Raw genomic sequence first — 265 nt, 5'->3', positions numbered from 1 at the left:
CGACGAGTTTTTCCTCACGCTGACCAACGTCGGCATGATCATGCGCCCCGACCTGTTCGAGAAGCACACCGTGCACTTCCACGGGTATCCGAATGCGTCGTCGTTCTATGACGGCGTGCCGGACGCGTCGGTGGCCATCAACATCGGCGGCAGCTTCACCTACTACTACCTCGCGCCCGATGCGGGCACCTATTTCTGGCACTGCCACATCACGCCGCCCGAGCACCTGCAGATGGGCATGGTCGGCCAGATCTACGTGCGGCCG

Annotated in this window: 1 protein-coding gene; it reads left to right on the top strand. The window is 62.6% G+C overall.

Going from position 1 to position 265, the window contains the following annotated elements; all coding sequences use genetic code 11:
- Nucleotides 1-265 (top strand): multicopper oxidase domain-containing protein (locus RVY79_RS20015; RefSeq protein ID WP_317466328.1); only part of this gene is annotated, 265 nt, incomplete at both ends.

The sequence above is a fragment of the Chromohalobacter sp. HP20-39 genome (assembly GCF_033052815.1).
GTDB lineage: Bacteria > Pseudomonadota > Gammaproteobacteria > Pseudomonadales > Halomonadaceae > Chromohalobacter.
The sequence above is the reverse complement of the archived record's forward strand: the minus strand, read 5'-3'. Positions and strand labels throughout refer to the sequence as shown.